10 protein-coding genes and 1 pseudogene are annotated in these 19,341 nt (G+C 65.7%); 3 read left to right on the top strand and 8 right to left on the bottom strand.

All coding sequences use genetic code 11. The features are described from left to right. Positions 1–744: pseudogene (locus IFS44_RS19950) on the top strand (IS110 family transposase); the annotation flags it as partial. Positions 745–1,070: 326 nt separating this feature from the next. Here the strand turns inward: IFS44_RS19950 and IFS44_RS19955 are convergent. The 5 genes from IFS44_RS19955 to IFS44_RS19975 all read right to left on the bottom strand — a co-directional run bounded on the left by IFS44_RS19955 (position 1,071) and on the right by IFS44_RS19975 (position 11,042). After that, complete coding sequence (locus IFS44_RS19955) at positions 1,071–4,235, bottom strand: glycoside hydrolase family 2 TIM barrel-domain containing protein (RefSeq protein ID WP_192099798.1); 3,165 nt, start codon at positions 4,233–4,235, stop codon at positions 1,071–1,073. Beyond that, entirely contained in the window at positions 4,232–5,590 is a 1,359-nt protein-coding gene (locus tag IFS44_RS19960) for a family 43 glycosylhydrolase (RefSeq protein WP_342366510.1), read from the bottom strand. Before IFS44_RS19960 ends, IFS44_RS19955 begins: the two co-directional genes overlap by 4 nt. Continuing rightward, positions 5,587–6,897 carry a sugar porter family MFS transporter gene (locus tag IFS44_RS19965; protein WP_192099799.1) on the bottom strand — a complete coding sequence of 437 codons (1,311 nt, stop codon included), beginning with the start codon at positions 6,895–6,897 and terminating at the stop codon, positions 5,587–5,589. The genes IFS44_RS19960 and IFS44_RS19965 overlap by 4 nt, the downstream gene beginning before the upstream one ends. 82 nt (positions 6,898–6,979) lie before the next feature. Then, positions 6,980–9,832 (bottom strand): TonB-dependent receptor domain-containing protein, encoded by a 2,853-nt coding sequence (locus IFS44_RS19970; RefSeq protein ID WP_192099800.1) that lies wholly within the window; start codon positions 9,830–9,832, stop codon positions 6,980–6,982. A 55-nt stretch (positions 9,833–9,887) separates the two neighbouring features. Beyond that, entirely contained in the window at positions 9,888–11,042 is a 1,155-nt protein-coding gene (locus tag IFS44_RS19975; RefSeq protein WP_192099801.1) for a mannonate dehydratase, read from the bottom strand. Positions 11,043–11,384: 342 nt separating this feature from the next. Between IFS44_RS19975 and kdgD the strand changes: the two genes are divergently transcribed. Both kdgD and IFS44_RS19985 read left to right on the top strand, forming a co-directional pair. Continuing rightward, on the top strand, positions 11,385–12,320 hold the full coding sequence (gene kdgD / locus IFS44_RS19980) for a 5-dehydro-4-deoxyglucarate dehydratase (protein WP_192099802.1): 936 nt from the start codon (positions 11,385–11,387) through the stop codon (positions 12,318–12,320). A gap of 34 nt (positions 12,321–12,354) precedes the next feature. Further along, positions 12,355–13,242, top strand: coding sequence for a LysR substrate-binding domain-containing protein (locus IFS44_RS19985; protein ID WP_192099803.1), 888 nt, complete (start codon positions 12,355–12,357; stop codon positions 13,240–13,242). Positions 13,243–13,444: 202 nt separating this feature from the next. Here IFS44_RS19985 and IFS44_RS19990 read toward each other — a convergent pair whose 3' ends face one another. The 3 genes from IFS44_RS19990 to galA form a co-directional block, all read right to left on the bottom strand. After that, positions 13,445–14,776, bottom strand: coding sequence for an MFS transporter (locus IFS44_RS19990; protein ID WP_342366511.1), 1,332 nt, complete (start codon positions 14,774–14,776; stop codon positions 13,445–13,447). Between the two features lie 349 nt (positions 14,777–15,125). Continuing rightward, positions 15,126–16,343 carry an MFS transporter gene (locus IFS44_RS19995; RefSeq protein ID WP_446740870.1) on the bottom strand — a complete coding sequence of 406 codons (1,218 nt, stop codon included), beginning with the start codon at positions 16,341–16,343 and terminating at the stop codon, positions 15,126–15,128. A gap of 62 nt (positions 16,344–16,405) precedes the next feature. Further along, a complete protein-coding gene (galA, locus tag IFS44_RS20000; protein ID WP_192099805.1) occupies positions 16,406–19,264 on the bottom strand; it encodes a beta-galactosidase GalA in 2,859 nt (952 codons plus the stop codon). Between the last annotated feature and the right edge of the window lie 77 nt (positions 19,265–19,341).

Genomic DNA, 19,341 nt, shown 5'->3' on the forward strand with positions numbered 1-19,341 from the left:
GCCAACGATGCCGACGGACTGGCGCATCTGGCTGAGGTCGGGTTCTACAAGGAAGTGCGGGTCAAGAGCTTCGACAGCATGCTCACTCGCACGCTGGTAGCGGCATGGACTCGCCTCGTGCGGATTGGTACCGAGCTGTCGAACCAGATCCGGGGCCTGATGAAGACGTTCGGTCTCGTCGTTCCCGCTGTGACGGGCAGCAAGTTCGAGCATCATGTTCATGCGCTGCTGGCCGACAATATAGACCTGGGGCAGATCATCCGTCCGCTGCTTGGAGCCTGGCACGCAGTTCGCCTCCGCACCGCAGAGCTCGGACGCAAGCTTCTCGCGGATGCGCGGCGCAACGCCGCCTGACAGCTGCTGATGTCGATCCCCGGTGTCGGTGTTGTGACCGCCACGTCGTTCGTTAGCGCGATCGAGGAGCCCGCCAACTTTAAGCATTCGAGATCGGTGGGAGCGTTCGTCGGGCTGACGACGCGGCGCTATCAGTCTGGCGAGATCGACTATGACGGTCACATCTCCAAGCGCGGTGATAGCCACCTGCGCGGGCTCCTTTACGAAGCCGCGACAGTCCTCCTCACGCGCAGCCGATCCGAATGCGATCTACGCAAATGGGGGCTGCAGCTGCGAGAAAGGCTTGGCTTCAAACGCGCCACGGTCGCAGTTGCCCGCAAGCTCGCCGTCATCATGCATAGCATGCTGATCACCGGTGAACCGTTCAGGGAGAAATCCGTCGCAGCTTAAATTCCCGAGCTCGTCCGCGTCGCAAGGCGCCACGAAACGTCCTGCCGGGACGTAGGCTGATCCATTCCGCGACATTCGTTGCACCTTATGCCTTCATGGCAATGAAGTGCGTGATGAACCTTGGAAGGGTTACCCGCGAAGCCCCATCATGCGGCGGCATATGTCGACCGCGAAGACGACCATGCTCTCGGCAACGACATCTCAGAAACCTCTTGCAACCAACGCGATTAGACGACGAATGTCTGAAGTTGAGAATTTTAAAGGAACGCGCAAATGGCCGGTTGTGGGTCAAGCTATAGCAATCCTGAGATCTCACCGATCTCCAATCAATCTTTTAATACAGGGGCCAATCGTAATGTGAAACGAACGGGCGCGAGTGGTACACGGTATTTCGGCAACGGGCGGCCTTGTGCGTTCCATGTCGTATCCCCGCCCAGGCCCGACTGCAGAGCATCGACAAGCACCGAGACATGGTCGTGAGGCACGATATCGGTGCTCTTGCGCGTGCCGGGCGCGCGGCGCGCGAGATCTTCATAGGGGAATGCGAGCGCATTCATCGACAGCGGACGATCGCCTGCCAGCTTGAGCCCGGTCTGGCCGTCGCCGTCCAGCGTCATCGAGCGGACATCGCTTTTGGTGCCGGTTTCCTGCGGGCGCATGAAGTTGTGGTTCTGATCGGCGATGGCGCCGCGCCACAGGCCGATCGCCGCGCTGGTCTTGCGATCGGCATAGTTCTCGTGCGGACCGCGACCATAATATTCGATGGTCTTGAACCGGCTCGGTGCCGCGAACTGAAAGCCGATGCGGAGTGGGTCCGACAGGTCCTGCTTGAGCGGCGTGAACGCGCCGGCGATGTCGACGCTGCCGTCGCCGCGCATCGTGTAGCGACTGGTGAAGCGGACCGCATCGTCGCCCATGACATAGCGCACGGTGACCGCCGCCGCACCCGAACCGATGCGCTCGGCCCTGACCGACTCGACCGTGCGCGCGGCGGACATCGCCAGCCACGGCGCGTTCGCGGCCTCGCCCCGCGTGCCGATATCATTGTCGGTCAGCGCCCGCGCGAAATTCGGCGCTCCGCCGCTCAGCAACTCGTCGCGCCCCACCCGATAGCTGGCGATCAGGCCGGTCCTCCGGTCGATCGTCAGGCTGGCGTCACCCGCAGTCAACGCGATCATCCCGCCGGTTTCCTGAAAGGTCGTGCGACCGCGCGGTATCGTGATGCGCGCCGGGATCGGGACCCCCAGCGCGAACTGGTCCCAGCCGACGACGTGGCCCGCCGGCACCAGCGGGATCGTGCCTGCCTTCGCGCGAGCGCGGATCGTGACCAGATACTCCGCGCCCGGTTTGGGCGGCAGTTTCGGCAAGGACAACGTGAACGGCTCGGTCGCATGCGCGGTGGTATGCAACGCCGGTACGGCGCCTTGCGCGATGGGAACGCCGTTCTCGTTCACCGTCCAGTCGAAATCGAAGCCGGACAAATCACGGAAATCGTCGCGGTTGGTGACGGTGAACCGCCCCGCGACCGCATCGACTGCGGTGAACTGGACCGGTGCGTACACCTTCTGCACCTCGAACAGCTGTGGATGCGGGGTGCGGTCGGGGTTGAGTAGCCCGTCGCCGAATTCGATCTCGCCGCCGGGGTTGGGGCCGTATTCGCCGCCATCGCCCCAGTACCGCCGGCCGTCCTTCGTGTACCGATACATCGACTGGTCGACCCAGTCCCAGATGAAGCCGCCCTGCAACCGGTCGGGCCGGGCGTAGATCGCGTCCCAATATTCCTTGAAATTGCCGCCGGAATTGCCCTGCATATGGGCGTATTCGGACTGGATCATTGGCTGCTTGAACTCGGGATGCTGCGCATAGTCGAGCATCCTGGCCGGGCTGTCGTACATCGGCGCATAGATGTCCGCGTATGCGTTCGGCTTGAAATCGTTGATTTGGCTGTAGCCGAGATACGAGATCAACCGGGTCGGATCGACCGCGCGTGCGGCCGCCGCGGCCTTCTCGAAGCTGGGACCGGTGCCGGCTTCGTTGCCGAGCGACCAGAAGATGATCGAGGGATGGTTCTTGTCGCGCTCGACCATGTTGACGACGCGGCTGACATGCGCGGCTTCCCAGGCGGGGTCGTAGCCGATCTGGATGCTCTCGGGCGTGCGTCCGCCGCGGTTGGCGGCGGACATATACGCGTGACTCTCGATATTGGCCTCGTCCATCACGTAGAGGCCGTATTCGTCGGCGAGGTCGTAGAGCCGTTCGTCGTTAGGGTAGTGCGAGGTGCGTAGTGCGTTGACGTTGTTGAGCTTCATCAGCTCGATATCGCGGCGCATCGACGCGAGCGAGATGACGTGGAAGGTCTCGGGATCATGCTCGTGGCGGTTGACGCCGCGGATCGTGATCGACTTGCCGTTGACCGTGACGAGGCCGTTCTGGATCGCCACGGTGCGGAAGCCGATGTGGCGGGCGGTCGCCTGCACGGTGTTGCCCTTGCGGTCGAGCAGTTCGACGAGCAGCGTGTAGAGGTTGGGCGTTTCCGCGGTCCAGGCGCGGATGCCGGGCAGCGTGCCGGTGAGCGACAGCTTGGCCCCCGTCGCAGGCGCGGTCTTCGTCAGCAACGTGCGGTCGCCATCGATCACGGTCGCGCGGACAGTGTGACCGCGCGCTGCGTTTGTGAGGTCGAGCGCGATATCGAGCGTGCCGTCGGTATAGTCTGCGCTGAGGCCAGCCTTGACGAACGTGTCGGCAACCCGGGCTTTCGGCGCGGCCATCAGATACACCGAGCGCTCGATCCCCGACACGCGCCAGAAATCCTGGTCCTCGAGATAGCTCCCGTCGGACCAGCGATAGACCTGGATCGCGACGCTGTTGCGGCCAGGCTTGATCCAGCGGGCGACGTCGAACTCGGACGGCAGCTTGCTGTCTTCCGAATAGCCGACCTTGTGGCCGTTGACCCAGACGTAATAGGCCGAGCCCGCCGCGCCGATGTGGAGAATGACGTCGCTTCGCCTCCAGTCGCGCGGCACCTCGACGTCGCGGCGGTACGAGCCGACCGGGTTTGTGGCGTGCGGGATCAGCGGGCGGTTGGCGGGGAAGGGGTAGGTGACGTTGTTGAACCGTGCCTGGTCGTAACCCTCGGCCTGCCAGTCGGCGGGGACCTTGATCTCCTTCCACTGCGACACGTCGTAGGTAGGGTTCGCGAATTCCTTCGGCGCCTTGTCGGCGTCGGGCGAGAAGGCGAACTTCCACTGGCCGTCGAGCGTCACGAACCGCGTCGAGCGTTCCATCGTCCCATCGAGCGCGGCGGCGCGGGTTTCGAACGGGAAGCCGGTGGCGCGCGCGCGCTCCTTGCCGATCGCGAAGACCGCGGGGTTCTCCCAATCGGGCCGGTCGGCGGAGACCTGCGGCTGGATCGGGACGGCGACCGGCGCCCGCTGTGCGGTAATGGGCGCGGCGGTTACCAACAGGGCGGCAAGGAGAGGGCGGTAGGTCATCGGGTCGGCGAATTCCATTCGAGGATGTCGGCGCCCTGCGGGAAGACGAGCCGGACGAAGCGGGCTTTCGCGACAGCGGGGAGGGTAATTGGCGAACCACTGGCGGCGCGTTCGGCTGCGATCTGTTGCCAGACCTTGCCGTCCAACGAGGCCTCGACGCTGAACCGGACCGTCGCCGTTGGGTAGGCCGGGCGGAGCGTCGTCGCGTCAATGGCCTTCACCGTGCCAAGATCAGCCTGCAACCACGCTGCGCCGGGGTTGGAGTGCCAACTGGTGGCGTAATTGTCGTCGCTGGCTGCGGTAGCGGAATGGGAGGGGTCAGCGGAGCCCGACGCGGTCAGCCGGCCAAGCCTCGTTCCCGATCGCCGCGTCGCGGTGCCGGGAACATCTGCGCCACGATGCGTGGGGACGATCGCGAGCCGGTCGCCCGAGATGGCGAGGCGATCGACCGCGACCTGGCGCAGCACCATGTCACGGACTGGCGTGAACGGTAGCGCCTGCCGGTGGTAAAGGACGAAATCTTCGCCCCCCGCGCTGAAGATCGCGTGATGGCCGGGGCTGATGATCTGCCGCTTCGCATCGGTAGCGAGCAGCGGCTGATCCGACACTTCGCTGAAAGGCCCCATCGGCGAGCTGCCGACCGCATAGCGCAGCTGGTACGTATCCTTGGTCGTGTTGCCGAAGGAGTAGGTGAGGAAATATCGCCCGCCACGCTTCAGCAAGAACGGGGCTTCGAAATAGTGCGGCGGGGTGACGTCGCGGGGTTCGCCGTCGAACGTCACCATGTCGGGCTTGAGCTTCACCACGAAGCAGTGGCCGTTGACCCAGTTCAGCCCCGATCCCCAGTAGAGATAGGCCTGGCCGTCGTCGTCGACGAACGCCTCGGCGTCGATCATGTGCAGGCCTGGGCGGAAGTTGCGCGGGATCAGCGGCTTGCCGCCATTGGCATCGCGCCACGGGCCGGCGGGACGATCCGCGCTGCCGACCCAGATCTCGCTGCCGACCGACACGTACATCCAGAATTTGCCGTCGCGACCCTTCACGACCGAGGGTGCCCAGACCTTGCTCTTGCCTGACGTCGGGCTGGTCGCGGCGGCCTTGGTCGGCCAGTTCGGCGTCTCGAAGGTCCAGCCGCGGAAGTTGCGCGAGCGCCACAGGCCGAGTGTGTCGGCGCCCCACGGATCGATCGTCGCGAAGACGAACCACTCGTCCCCATCATGGACGATCGACGGGTCGGCGAAATAGCCGGGCAGCAGCGGATTGCGCATGCCCGGGTCGAGCGCGCCGTCGCGACCCAGCGCGGGCGTTGCTGCCAGTGCTAGCAGGCTGGCGATCAGCAGCCGCGAGGCGCTCACAATGCGGTCTCGATCGCTTCGAGCGAACGGCGCTTGGTTTCGGGGAAGAACGCGAGGACCACCGCGAACTGGAGCGCCATCATGCCTGCGAACAGGATGAATGGTGCGCCGCGTGAATAGGCGGCGACCAGCGGGAACGCCATCGCGATGATCGCATCCATGAACCAGTGCGTCGACGAGCCCAGGCTCTGCCCGCGCGAACGCACGTCGGTCGGGAAGATCTCGCTGATATACACCCAGATGACCGCGCCCTGCGAGAAGGCGAAGAAGGCGATGAAGCCGATCAGCAGCCACAACAGCATGTCCTGATGCTGGCCGCTGAGGAACACATAGGCGACGCCCGACAGCATGACGGTGAGACCCGCCGCACCGATCAGCAACAGCGTCTTGCGGCCGATCCTGTCGATCACGGTCAGCGCGAGCGCGGTGAAGAACAGGTTGCACGCACCGATCACGATCGCCTGGCGGTCCGCCGAGACGCTGTCGAACCCGGCGGCGGCGAAGATGTCGTTGAGGTAATAGAGGATCGCGTTGATGCCGGAGAGCTGGTTGAACGAGGCGATCCCGAACGCGAGCAGGATCGGGCGACGGTGCCGCGCCCAGCTGAGGCGGGGCTTACGCGCGGCGGCGGCGACGTTGGATTGGCGATAGCTGGCGATGTCGGCGGCCGGATCCGCCACGCCGAGCGACTGGAGCACAGCTTCGGCTTCGGCTTCACGACCGCGGGCTGCGAGCCAGCGCGGGCTGTCGGGGATCGTGAACATCATCACCAGCAGCAGCAGCGCCGGCAATGCGGTGACGCCGAACTTCACGTGCCAGTCGAGCGCGCCCAGATCCATGCCGGTGACGATCGCGTTGCTGAGATAGGCCACCAGGATGCCGAGCACGATGTTAAGCTGGAACGCCCCGACCATCATGCCGCGCTTTTCGGCCGGCGCGATCTCGGCGATGTAGACCGGGGCCAGCACCGACGATGCGCCGACCGCGAACCCGGCGAGCACGCGGAAGGCGAGCAGCGATCCCCAGTTCCACGCGGCGAAACAGCCGATGCCGGAGACCAGGTAGATCAGCGCGATGACCTTCAGCGACGTCCGCGCGCCGTAGCGATCGCCGGGCACGCCTGCGAGCAATGCGCCGGCGAGCGTACCCCAGAGCGCGCTGGAGACGGTGATGCCGACCCCCGCCGCATCGAGGCCGAAAGCGGTGCGGATGCCTTCGGTCGTGCCGGCGATCACCGCGGTGTCGAACCCGAACAACAGGCCGGCGAGCGCGCCGACCAGGACGCCGCGGAACAGGGTTGCATTCATGCGTCTTGGCTCCAGTATTCGGGGTCACGCCGGCCGGTATTCGCCCCTGCAATCCTCCCCTTTTTGGGGGAGGATAGTAAGGTCAGAACGTGAAGCGTACGCCGGCGCGGAAGGTGCGGCCGATCGAGTCGAAGTCCTGGACGCCCGACGGGCCGTTTGAGACATACGGGTTGATCAGCTGGTTGAAGACGTTGGTGACGCTCAGATACGTCTCGACGTCGCCTCCCATCGGCAGCTTGTAGCCGATCCGCGTGTCGACCAGCAGCTGGCCGTTGAAGTGGCGCTGCGCCAGATCGGTCGGCACGGTGCCCTTGTCGTACGCGCCGCCGCCGATGAAGCGGCCTTGCGTGAAGACGCTGAACGGCTTGGCGTCGAGCTGAACCTGCCCGGTCATCCGCCAGTGCGGCGCGGTGCCGATCTGGCCGGCGCGATCGACCGCGACGACGTTGGGCGTGCGCTGGATATAGCGATCGACATAATTGCCGAGCAGCCGCAGCGACAGGTTCGCGTCGGTCGCGATACGCGATTTATAGCTCATCTCGAAATCGATGCCGCGGGTGTCGAACGCGGCGAGGTTCTGCGTCACCAGATCGATCTGGATTAGCTGGCCCGCATCATTGCGGCGGACGAACGCACAGCTCGCCGAACTGCCGTTGAAGCAGTCGTCGAGCGTCTGCTGGAACGACAGCGAGGCGATCGCGTCCTTGATTCGGATGTCGTAGAAATCGATCGAGGCGTTGAACCCGCGCAGGAACGACGGCGAATAGACCGCGCCGAACGTCGTGGTCTTCGCGACTTCGGGCGTCAAATTGAGGTTGCCCAGCACGACCGAGCGCACGTTGGTCGCGGTGCTGTTGGTCGCGCGGTCGAAAACCTGCGGCTGGAAGCTGGTCGTGCCGCGCTGGAACAGCTCGTACAGGCTGGGCGCGCGGATATCGCGCGAGCGCGTGCCGCGGAAGCGCAGTTCGTCGTTTATCGCCCAGGTGAGGCCCGCCTTCCACGTCGTCACCGACCCGCTGGTGGTATAATGCGTGCGCCGCACCGCACCGTTGAAGTCGAGCGCCTTGAACAGATTGACGTTGCGGAGCAGCGGCACGTCGACTTCGAGGAAGCCTTCGGTGACCTCATATTCGCCGCTCTGCGCCTTGGCATTGCCGACGCGGTACGCGCCCTCGGCATTGGTGACCGGATTGAACGCCTCCGACAGCGCGTCGACGGTCTGGTTGAAGCTCTGCTTGCGGTATTCGAGGCCCGCCGCGAAGCCGACATCGCCCGCCCAGTTCTGGAACGCGGAACCCGCGATCGAGCCCGCCGCGACGAATTCCTTGAAGCGCTGATCGGCGGTGTTGGTGCCGGTGACGTAGTTCCGCGCGGCGTCGGTCGGCGCATGGAAGCCGAACACGTTGACCGGCACGCAGCCATTGCCGGGCGTGGTCAGCGTCGAGCGACAGACGATCTGGCCGTTCGCCGGGTTCACGACCGCATCGGCGGCGTTGACGTAATTCTGCTGGATGAGGTCGTTCTTGAGCGCGAGATGGCGATCGTTGCGCGCCGCCTCGACATAGGTGTTCCACTTCAGCCCGCCGAACACCGTGCCTTCGAGGCCCAGCACGCCGCGAATCGTCTCGTTGTCGGCGTTCACCTGCGTGCGCGGCAGATCGTCGTCATACCGCCCCATTGTCAACGTCTGCGTGCCGAGCGCGGTCATGCGGTCGCGGATGCTGGTCGGCAGATAGGCGTTGTCGCGACGGATCACGAGCGCGGTGGTGCCGATCTGGTTGCTGTACGACCCGACCTGATAATCATTGTGTGTCTTGCCGTAATTGCCTTCCCCGAAGATCGTCACGCTGTCGGTCAGGTCATAGCTCGCCCGCGTATAGGCGATGTGCTTTTCGAGCTCGGAGATCAGCGGTGCGAACTGCGGACGGGGGCCGCTGCCGCCGATCATCGTCGAGTTGGTCAGGCTGGTGCCGTAGATGAACGGGATCGGCTGTCCGCTTGCGTCGAAGGTCGTGCCGCGGAACGCCGTCGGGCCGGTGATGAGTCCGCCGAAGGTCGCGTTGGCGACGCGCACGTCGCAGGCGAATTCGCGTGACGTGGCCGAACCGGCGGGGAGGGCGATCGGCTGGCAGCTTTTGCGCGAATAGCTCCGGCTCAGGCGATCCTCGACGCCTTCGTTACGGAAGAATTCGCCGCTGATCAGGAAATGGCCGCGGCCCCCGGCGAACGGCGTGCCGTAGGCGAGCTCGTATTTCTGCTCGGCATTGTCGCCGTATGTGGTGACGCCGCCCTGGATCGTGCCGGTCAGCCCAGTGAACTTCTTGTTGATGATAAAGTTGACGACGCCGCCGACCGCATCCGAGCCATACGCCGCAGACGCACCGCCGGTGACGACCTCGACGCGCTCGACCAACGCCTGCGGGAACAGGTTGGTGTCGACCTGGCCGCTACCGTCGTTGGGGATGAAACGGCGACCGTCGAACAATGTCAGCGTGCGCGTCGGGCCGAGGTTGCGCAGGTTGAGATACGCACCGCCCTGGCCGCTCGACGTCTGCGCGCCGCGCGGACCGACCGAGGAGGAAAGCGCGGGGAGCTGCTTCAGCGCCTCGCCGAGCGTGGTCGGCACGGCGGCGTTGAGCTGCGTCGCGCTGGCGACGGTGACCGGCGTGGGCGCGCCGAAGCCGTTGGCGGGGATGCGACTGCCGGTGACGACGATGTCCGCGTCGGCGGTCTCGCTGGGGGCGGGGCCGGCCGAGCTGATCTGCGCCGCGCCGGTATCGGCGGCAGGCGAGGTGCCGTCGGCGGTGACGCTGGCCGAGGGCGATGCGGCAGGGACGGCCGGCTGTGGCTGCGTCTGGACTTGTGCGGCGGCGGTGCCGGCGATCATCATGGCGAGCGCCGAGGCGCCGCCGAATGCGGTCTTGCGGTTGATCATGATATTCCTCCCCTGGGTGACGCGCTTCAGCCCGCCGTTATGTATGTGAAGGCCTTCAGGCCGATCGTTGCGCGGACTGCAGCAGTCCGCGTATGTATCCGTAACAGAATGCAAAATTCTCGGCGCGCGGCGTCCAGACGGGCTTGCCGTCGACGACCAGCGGGTCGTGCATCCCCGGCACGTGATCGGGCATGATCATCCCGTCATAGCCGACCTCGGCATAGGTGCGCAGCGCGCGGACCATGTCGATGTCGCCCTCGTCCGGGAACGTCTCGTTGAACTTGTTGCGCGCGCCGTGGATGTTGCGGAAATGGACGTTGAAGATCTTCTTTCGCTCGCCGAACCAGCGGATCACGTCGAAGACCTGGTTGGCCGGATCGGTCAGGTTCTCGCATACCGAACCCTGGCAGAAATTGAGGCCGTGATACGGACTCTCGTTGATCAGCACGAAGCGCTTGAGGCCGTCGATCGTGCCGAGCACGTTATCGATCCCCTGATAGCCGCCGGGCGGTGTGCCGGGATCCTGCGGGTGGCAGGCGATCCGTACCTTGGTCTCGTTGGCGATCGGCACGATCCGGTCGAGGAAATAGGTGATGCGCTTCCAGAATTGGGTCGCGTCGACCCGCCCTGCGCGGGTCAGCCGGGTCGGTGGCTTGGCCTTTGCCAGATCCCAGCCGAAATATTTCGAGCCGCCACGACCCTCGACGGGCGCGGTGCGGAGCACGCCGAGCAGGCTCATGTTATATTTGACGCACGGGATGCCGACCGCGGCGCAGTTGCTCAACGTGGTCGCGAAGGCCTCGATCTCGCGCTCGCGGTCAGGGTCCTGGCCGAGCATGATGCCGGGGTGCTTCTCGCGGTCGATATGCGTCGAGTTGAGGATTTCGGGTTCGAGCATGTCGAGGCTCAGCCCGTGGCGCTCCGCCATCTGTTTCAGCGCCGTGAGTTCGGCGACGGTCGGATACATCCGCCCATCGGCGACCGTGGCGCGCGCGGAGATGTTGCGGACGCCGTAGCGTGCGAACACTTCGAAATGCGCGTCGGTGGACGGCATGCTCTGGCAGCCCAGTTTCATGCGGTACTGGCTCGCGGCGGGCGGCGTCGCCCGGCGGCGCGACTGCGTCTGGCGGGTCTGCGCCTCTGCGGCCTCGCCGATCACCGACAGCGAAGCGGCGGCACCGGTGCCCAGCATGAACGTGCGACGATGCATCCAGTCCTCCCCTCGATTTCGGCGGCAGATGTTTCCGTCCGTCCGGTCCGGGCATCTCTGGCCCGGACGATGCCTATTGCATCCGGACTGGACCGAATTCCATTGCCAATCCTGGATCGTTCGATGCAATTCGGGACCAGACGAATGGTGATTCCATCGCGTTTGATACCAGACACTGCTGCTTAAGCGTCGTCGCGACTGGCAGATGCTGAATCATGCTAACCACGGCATCGATCGATTGCGCCTTTGGAATGGACCGCATGATACCCCTGCCATAGACCCGGTGATCAGTGATCCAGCGCCGGCGGACAAGGTTCGGCGCGGCAGGGGAGGCAGCATAGAATGGCATTTGGTCCTACAGACGTGGCGAAGACGATCGGCGGCGGGTTGCTGTCGTTCCCGGTCACGCATTTCGACGAAGCGGGCGCGTTCCTCGAAGATCCGTATCGCGCGCATTGCGCCTGGATGCTCGAGCATGAGCTGGCCGGGTTGTTTGCAGCCGGCGGTACGGGCGAGTTCTTCTCGCTGACCCCGACCGAAGTCGTCGACGTCGTCGCCGCAGCCGTCGCCGAGGCCAAGGGCAAGCTCCCGGTGATCTCGGGCTGCGGCTATGGCACCGCGATCGCCTGCGAGATCGCACGCGGTGCCGAGCGGGTCGGCGCGGACGGGCTGCTGTTGCTGCCGCCCTATCTGACCACGTCCAACCAGGAAGGCCTCGCCGCGCATATCGATGCGGTGTGCAAGTCGACCGGGCTCGCGGTGATCGTCTACAACCGCGACAACGCGATCGTGAACGACGAGACGCTGGCGCGGCTATGTGAGCGCAACGCCAATCTGGTCGGCTACAAGGACGGCGTCGGCGACATCGAGTTGATGGCGCGGGTCCATTCGCGGATGGGTGACCGGCTCACCTATATCGGTGGCCTGCCGACCGCGGAGACGTTCGCGACGCCGTATCTGACGATGGGCGTCACGACCTATTCGTCGGCGATCTTCAACTTCATGCCCGAATGGGCGCTCGACTTCTACAAGGCGGTGCGCGCCGGCGATCATGCCAAGGTGCAGACCGAACTGCGCGATTTCGTGCTGCCCTATATCGCGATCCGCAACCGCAGCCGCGGCTATGCAGTGTCGATCGTCAAGGCGGGCATGCGCGTCGTCGGCCGCGATGCCGGGCCGGTGCGTACCCCACTGACCGATCTGACCACGGACGAGGAGCGCGATCTCGCCGTGCTGATCGCCAAGGCAACGCCCGCCGCGGTCAAGCGCGCGGCGTGACATTCTAGTGGCCGGCACTCTATAGATGTCGGCCATGTTCGACCTCAGCCAGCTCCGCTGTTTCGTCGCAGCGGCCGATGAACTGCATTTCGGCCGCGCGGCGCAGCGTCTCAACATGACGCAGTCGCCGCTCAGCCGACAGATCCAGTTGCTCGAACGCATCCTCGACGTGATGCTGCTCGAACGGACCAGCCGCCAGGTGCGGCTGACACCCGCGGGCAGTGCGTTCCTTATCGAGGCGCGCCGTATCCTCCGCCTTGCGGAAAGCGCAGCCTTATCCGCAAGGCGCGTGGCGCGCGGCGATGCGGGGCGCGTCGTGATCGGCTTCACCGCGGTGTCGGGCTACGACCTGATGCCGCGGATCGTCGCGCAGGCGATCGCGCGGCTCCCCAACATCGCGCTCGAACTGCGCGAGATGGTCACGTCCGAACAGGTCGACGCGCTCGTCACCGGGCTGATCGACGTCGCGTTCGTCCGCCCGCCGATCGATCGCCACGAGTTCGAGTCGGTCTGCGTCCTGCGTGAACCTTTGATTGCCGCGCTACCCGCGGGCGATCCGCGGCAGGCGAGGGGCGTGCTCGTCCCCGCCGATTTCGACGGCCTGCCGCTGATCATGTACGCGCGGCAGGGCGCCGGCTATTTCCACGAGATGCTGCTGAAGCTGTTCGCAGAAGCGGGCGCCGAGCCCGACTATGTCCAGCACGTCACGCAGATCCATTCGATGCTAGGTCTGGTCCGCGCCGGGCTCGCCGCGGCGATCGTGCCGCAGGCGGCAACCAGCCTGCACATGACCGACGTCCAGTTCCGCACGATCCAGACCGAACCGGAAAACCCGGTCGAGCTGGTGATGGCATGGCGCCGCGACAATTCGAACCCGGCGCTGTCCCCGATGCGCCAGCTCTGCCTCGATACGCTCGGTTAGGACCGATCGTCAGTCGGCACGCGGCTACATTCTCCGTCAGGCCGGGCTAGTTCCGGCATTCAGGGTGCCGCATCATTTAAAGGGATTGGTTCGCGGGACCGTTGACCCCGGAACCAGTCCGGGGTGACGGATAGTTTTTGGTGCGGTCGCAGTTCAGACCGCCGAAGCCGGTACAATCAGTTGGATACCGCGCTAAAGCGTCTTACGCCTTAAGCTCGACCCGCTTGATCGGCCCCACCACCACCAGGAACGCGAAGATCGTCAGCAGGCAGTGCAGCCCGACGAACACCAGCGCGCCGTCGAACGATCCGGTCCCGGCAACGATGAACCCGATCACGATCGGCGTGACGATCCCCGCCACGTTGCCGAACATGTTGAAGATCCCGCTCGCCACCCCCGACAGTTCGCGCGGCGCGACGTCGGACATCACCGCCCAGCCGAGCGAGGCCACGCCCTTGCCGAAGAACGCGACCGCCATCAGCGTGATGACCAGCCATTCCGCCTCGACGAACACGCACGCGATGATCAGCGTCGCGAGCAGCATGCCGATCACCAGCGGCGTCTTCCGCGCGATGTCGAGCGAGCCGGTGCGGCGCAGCAGCGTGTCCGACAGATACCCACCGACCAGTCCACCGACGAACCCGCACAGCGCCGGCGCAGCGGCGGCGATTCCCGCCTCCATGATGTTCAAACCGCGTTCCTTGACGAGGTAGATCGGGAACCACGTCACGAAGAAATAGGTCAGCACATTGATGCAATATTGACCGAGATAGATGCCGAGCAGCATCCGGTTGGCGAGCAGCTGGCGGACATTGTGCCAGCTGAACACCTGCTTCACGCCAGCACCTTCCTCCATGTGGATCAGTCCGCCGCCCGCCTCGATCAGCGCGAGTTCGGCGGCGTTGATGCGGGGATGGCGGACCGGGCTACGGATGAACAGCCAGAACACCGCAGTCGCGACCAGCCCGAGCGCGCCCATCACCCAGAACACGCTGCGCCAGCCATGCTCGTGGACCAGCCAGCCCATCAGCGGCGCGAACACCACCAGCGAGAAATACTGCGCGGAGTTGAACACGGCCGATGCGGTGCCGCGCTCGCTGCCGGGAAACCACGCAGCGACGAGCCGAGCATTGCCGGGAAACGACGGCGCCTCGGCAACGCCGACCATGAAGCGCAACGCGAACAGCATCGCCAGTACGGGGAGCGCGACCAGTCCCGCTAGCCCCTGCATCGCGGTCAGCAGTGACCAGATCGCGATAGCGCCGGCATAGACCCGCCGCGTCCCGAACCGATCGAGCAGCAACCCGCCCGGGATCTGCGCGAGCACATAGGCCCAGGCGAAGGCCGACAGGATGAAGCCGGTCTGCACGGTCGAGATGCCAAGATCGTGCGATGCCGCACTGCCGGCGATCGAAAAGGTCGAACGATCCGCATAGTTGAGCGACGTGATGATGAAGATCAGCGCGATAATGCCGTACCGAACCCTGGTCGGCTTGCCGCCGAGCGGCTTCGCGTCATGCTCGTAAATCGCCACGTCCACACTCTCCCGAACGCCATTTTTGTGCATGGCTCTTTGCCATTATACGGGCAGTAGGACGAGCAGTCCAAGCCGGTTAGCAACTCGATCCAGTCGGGGATTCGCTCGATCGGGATCGCCGCGTTGAGAGAGAACCGAACGTTGAACGGGCGTGCGCAGCTAGTGAGGTGCGTAACCAGAGAGTACCGTTCCGCGTAATCGAAGGCGTAATCGTTCGCGATGAACGAATGACCGAAGCTGGGTAGGCTGTTGGACACGCAAAGCGTCCGCTTCTGGGTCGCTAAGGCTGAGCAATTATATTGGACGATCTTTGTAACGGGCGGACAGTCAACCGTGACACGCGAGATCAGCGGATCGATACTGACGCTCCGTTTGGTTGCTCGTGCACAGCAGTTTTGCGGTCAGATCCCCACGCGACCGACCAGATCGCCAGTCCGCCGAGTGCGAGTAGGCTGCCCACCCAGCCACTCGCGGTCCAACCGAAACCTGCGGTGATCGCGAGACCGCCCGCCCAAGGACCAAGCGCGTTGGCGAAGTTAAACGCCGAATGGTTGAGCGCTGCGGCCAGCCCTTGGCCTTCCTTGGCCAGGTCCATTAACCGAGTCTGGAGCACCGTGCCGAGACCACCGCCAAGGCCGATCGCGAAGACCGCCAGCGTGATCGTCCATAGCGACCCCGCCGCCAGCGAATATAACGACAACATTACCGCGCTCCAGACCAGCAGCGCGCCTGCGGTCGGCATCAGCGCGCGGTCGGCGAACCGGGGCACGATCACATTGCCGAGCGTCATGCCGATCCCGAATACCGCGAGCACCGCCGGTACGGTCGCCTTCGATACGTGGGTGACGTCGAGCAGCGTCGAGGCGAGGTAGGTGTAGACCGCGAACAGCCCGCCATAGCCGATCGCGCCGATCGCCAGCGTCAGCCAAATCCGACGATCGCGCAGCACGCGCAGTTCGGCGAGCGGATGGCTAGTCCGGTCGGGAACGTCGTGCGGTGCGACCAGCGCGATCGCCGCGGCGGTCGCGGCGGCGATGATCGCGACGATCCCGAAGCCCCAGCGCCAGCCAAGCATCTGCCCCAGCGCATTGGCGAACGGCACGCCGACGATCGTCGCGACGGTCAGCCCCAGCATCACACGGGCGACCGCCTGGGTGCGTTGCCCGTGCGGAACGAGCGAGGCGGCGACCAGCGAGGCGATGCCGAAATAGGCGCCGTGCGGCAGCCCGCTGACGAAGCGGAACACCAGCATCGCGCTGTAGTCGGGGGCAAGCGCGCTGAGCCCGTTGCCGACCGCGAACAGCAGCATCAGCGCGATCAGCACAGTGCGCCGGCTGAACCGGCTAGCGATGACCGCGAGCGCCGGCGCGCCGACCACGACGCCCAGCGCATAGGCGCTGATGACATGGCCGGCGGTCGGCTCGTCGACGTGCAGCCCGGCGGAAAAGGACGGGAGCAGGCTCATCGTCGCATATTCGGTGGTGCCGATCGCGAACCCGCCCATCGCGAGCGCGAGGTGGACGAGACCGACGGGAATGGCGCGAGGGGCTGATCCAAGGGACACGGAGCGGGACAAGGCGAGGCTTTCTGTGCGGGTAGCGGTGTAGAGCGGTGTGAAGCGGTGGCTCAGGCGACGGTGACGGTGCCGGCGAGGCCGAACGGGACTGCGCGGCCGCCGGTATCGAACAGCAGTTGCAGGACATGCTCGCGCAGTCCGGCGGGCAGCGGCACGATCACGCGCGCGGTTGCCGGGTCGGTCTTGGTGACCAACAGCCGCCCGTCGAGCCAGATCTGCGCTGCGCCCGCGACCGCGGCGAAGACGACCTGCCCGCCCTTGGCGGCGACCGCGCGGCGGGGTGTGAACGCGACCCGGAACAGGATGTAGCGGGCAGCCGGGCCACCGGTCTCGGTCGATCCGGGTTTCAGCCACGCCCAGCTGTTCATGTCGCCTTCCACAATCGGCCGGTCGAGATCGGGAAGCGTGGCCGAAGGCGGCGCCTGTCGCCATTCGGTCAGGCTCTGGCGGCCGTCCCGCTCGGCAACGGTGGCGCGCGCCTTCGGTACGACCACCAGCGGCAGGCGCGCGGTCTTCAGTCCGTCGGCCTCTGCGGTCAGTACCAGGCGCGATCCCGCCCCGGAATGCACGAGCACCTGTGCCAGCCCGTTGAACAGGCGGCGCGTCGCGGTGCGTCCGGCGGCAGAGGGCAAGTCGCTTTCATGGCTGTTGGGATCGCCGTTGCCCACGCCGAGGATCGTGCCGCCGTCGATCGTGAAGCAGATCGCGGTCTGGGCGACCGACACCGCACGTCCCTTCGTGTCGAACGCCTCGACCGTCACCGGCACCGCGTCGCAGCCATCACCGGCCAGCGTGCCGCGATCGGGCATCAGGCGCAGGGCGACGGCAGGCCCCGCGGTGTCGACCCTGCAGTGCGCAACCGCGCGGCCGCCGCGGTAGCCGATCGCCTCAAGACGGCCGGGGGCATAGGGTAAGGTGACGCTCGCCATCGCGAACCGATCGACCGGGAGGTCGGCGACCGGACGGCCATTCAGCCGCAACACGACGCGCTCGGCATTAGTGATCACCATTACCGTGATCGGCTGGCCCTCAAGACCCGGCCAGGTCCAGTGCGGCGAGAGTTCGATGACGGGCGCGTCGCTCCACAGCGCGCGGCGGATGTGAAAGGCGCTCTTGGCGAACCCGCATTGGTCCATCGCGCCGAACGACGCGCCGACGCTCGGCCAGTCGAACGGGGTCGGCTCGCCGCGATAATCGAAGCCGGTCCACACGAACCCGCCGGCGATGAACGGCCGCGTCGCGATCGATGCCCAGGCTGCGCGGTGGCTCAATCCCCAGCCGGCATGTTCGCTGTCGTCGTCGGCGAGGACGTGCGCGGCGCGATAGGTGCGCAGGGCGCCGCGGGTCATGTACGCCGACGTGTCCTCCGAACTCAGCAGCGGCCGGTCGGGATAGGCGGCGTGATAGCGGTCATACTGCGCGGTGCCGTAGTTGAAGCCGACGACGTCGAGTTCGTCGGCGATGTTGGGGGCCGCGAACATTGCGCCGTTCAGCGCCGCCGTAATTGGGCGACTGTCGTCGAGCGCGCGCACCACCGCCTTCATCCGCCGGATCATTGCGACGCCGACCGCGCTCGATTGCAGCGATTCCTCGTTGCACAGCGACCACAGGATGATGCTGGGGTGATTGCGGTCGCGGCGGATCAGCCAGCCGAGGCGGTCGAGCGTGTCATCGGCGGCGCTGAGTTCGCGGTGCTCGTCCATCACCATGATGCCGAGCCGGTCGGCGGCATCGAGCAGTTCGGCGGCGGGTGGATTGTGTGCGCAGCGGAGCGCGTTGGCACCCATCGCCTTCAGCCTGCGCAGGCGGTAATCCCACAGGCTGTCGGGCACCGCTACGCCGACGCCGGCATGATCCTGATGCGCGCACACGCCTTTGATCTTCAGCGGCTGGCCGTTGAGGAAGAAGCCGCGCGCCGCGTCGAACCGCAGCGTGCGGAAACCAATCGCGGTGTCGGTCGCATCCTCGACGCGGCCATCTTGGATCAGGCGCATTATGACCCGGTAGAGCGTGGGCGTATCGGGCGACCAGGGCTGCGGCATCGCGATCGGAAGCGATACATGCGCCACGGCTTCGGCGTTTGCGGCGATCGTGACGGTCGTCTCTGCCCGCGCGATCGGGTGGCCGGCGGGGTCGAACAGCGTGGCTTCGACCGTCACGCCGGCGGTGCGAGCAAGCCCGTTAGCAAGCGACACGGCGACCGGCACGCGCCAGCTGTCGCCGTCGTTGCGCGGATCGGCGTGGACCCCGTCGGTGACGATGTGGACCGCGCCGCGCTTCACGAGCCAGGCATGGCGGTACAGCCCGGCGCCTTCATACCACCAGCCTTCGGTGGCGTCCGCATCGACGCGGATCGCGATCGTGTTGAGATCGTCGCCGAACAGCGCGAACGGCCCGAGATCGATCGTGAAACCGGTGAAGCCGCTCAAACTCCGGTGCGCAAGCGTACCGTTGATCCAGACCGTGGCATGCGTCGCGATCGCATCGAACTGCAATTCGAGGTGGCGGTCGCGATCGGTCGAATCGAGCGCGAAGGTGCGGCGATACCAGCCGATGCCACGGCGGCGGAATCCCTGGTCGATGTTCTGTGCCGGGTCGAACGGCTGGCCGAGCGCCCAGTCGTGCGGGATCGTTACCCGCGGCCAGTCGCCGTCATCGTAATCGCTCGCTGCGGCCCCCGTCGCATTGCCGGCCTTGGCGTTGGCATAGGCGGCCTCGTGGTCGAGGATCGGCGGAAACGCTATATCGCCCTCGTGAAAGCGCCAGCCATCGTCGAGTGATAGGCGCGCGCGGGGCGTATCGTGTGCCTGGGTCGAGGCGGCGGCGATCGGCGACGCGATACCGCCGACGGCAAGGCCGCCGAGCGCAGCGGAGCCTGCGAGAACGCTGCGTCTCGTGGGCGCGCTCATCTCGAAAAAGTCTCCGTGAAAACCACCTCGCCCGCAAAGCTCCACCGATCGATCGCGGATTGCCTCGGCGCGGCCAG

This window comes from Sphingomonas sp. CFBP 13706 (assembly GCF_014842355.1).
GTDB classification, from domain to species: domain Bacteria; phylum Pseudomonadota; class Alphaproteobacteria; order Sphingomonadales; family Sphingomonadaceae; genus Sphingomonas; species Sphingomonas aerolata.